Below are 684 nucleotides of genomic sequence, written 5' to 3'. Positions count from 1 at the left end.
TTCAATCCATTTTTCGCAAAAAGATTATGGGTGTGAAAGGGGTTCTAGCGGTAGAGCGTTTATCTCTTGAATTTCATCTAAAAGATCGGGTTTTGGCGGTGCAATTTTCAGCACGAACCAACGAAGGTGTAGTAAAAGACAAAGTGAGTATAAAACGAAATGGCTAATTATGGATTAACGCGTAGTGGCTTTGTGCGTAAGCGTATGCCAGAGCAGTTAAAAGAGCTTTATGAAAATGCGAAGAAAATGTTTGGGGAAGATATTGATTTGTCACCTGAAACTGTGATGGGAATGATGTTAAACATTGAGTCAGAACGCTTTGCCGCCTTATGGGAGCTTATCGAAAGCGTTTATAGTGCAATGTATCCGATGAGCGCAACTGGAGCAAATTTAGATCGCGCCGTTTCTTTTACAGGAGTCACTCGTTTACAAGCAGAGCACTCAACGGTGCCAGTGATTTTTTACGGTAATACTGGCGTTGAAATCCCCCGATATACTGCAGTACGCAATGCAGGAACACAGATTTTATATTATTCAGATGAAGACGCACGCATTGATTCAAATCAAGCTGCTTATGCACGGATTGAGCTAAATTCAAATACCATTAATACGGGCGATGTATTTTCCGTCGTAGTTAATGGTGTGACGTATCGTTTTACAGCAATGCGTTCATCAAGTGCGAGT

Annotated in this window: 1 pseudogene; it reads left to right on the top strand. The window is 41.2% G+C overall.

Going from position 1 to position 684, the window contains the following annotated elements:
* Window positions 1–159: 159 nt before the first annotated feature.
* A pseudogene (locus A8M50_RS02865) lies at window positions 160–684 on the top strand (baseplate J/gp47 family protein); the annotation flags it as partial.

The organism is Haemophilus haemolyticus (assembly GCF_001679045.1).
Classification (GTDB): Bacteria; Pseudomonadota; Gammaproteobacteria; order Enterobacterales; family Pasteurellaceae; genus Haemophilus; species Haemophilus haemolyticus.
The sequence above is the reverse complement of the archived record's forward strand: the minus strand, read 5'-3'. Positions and strand labels throughout refer to the sequence as shown.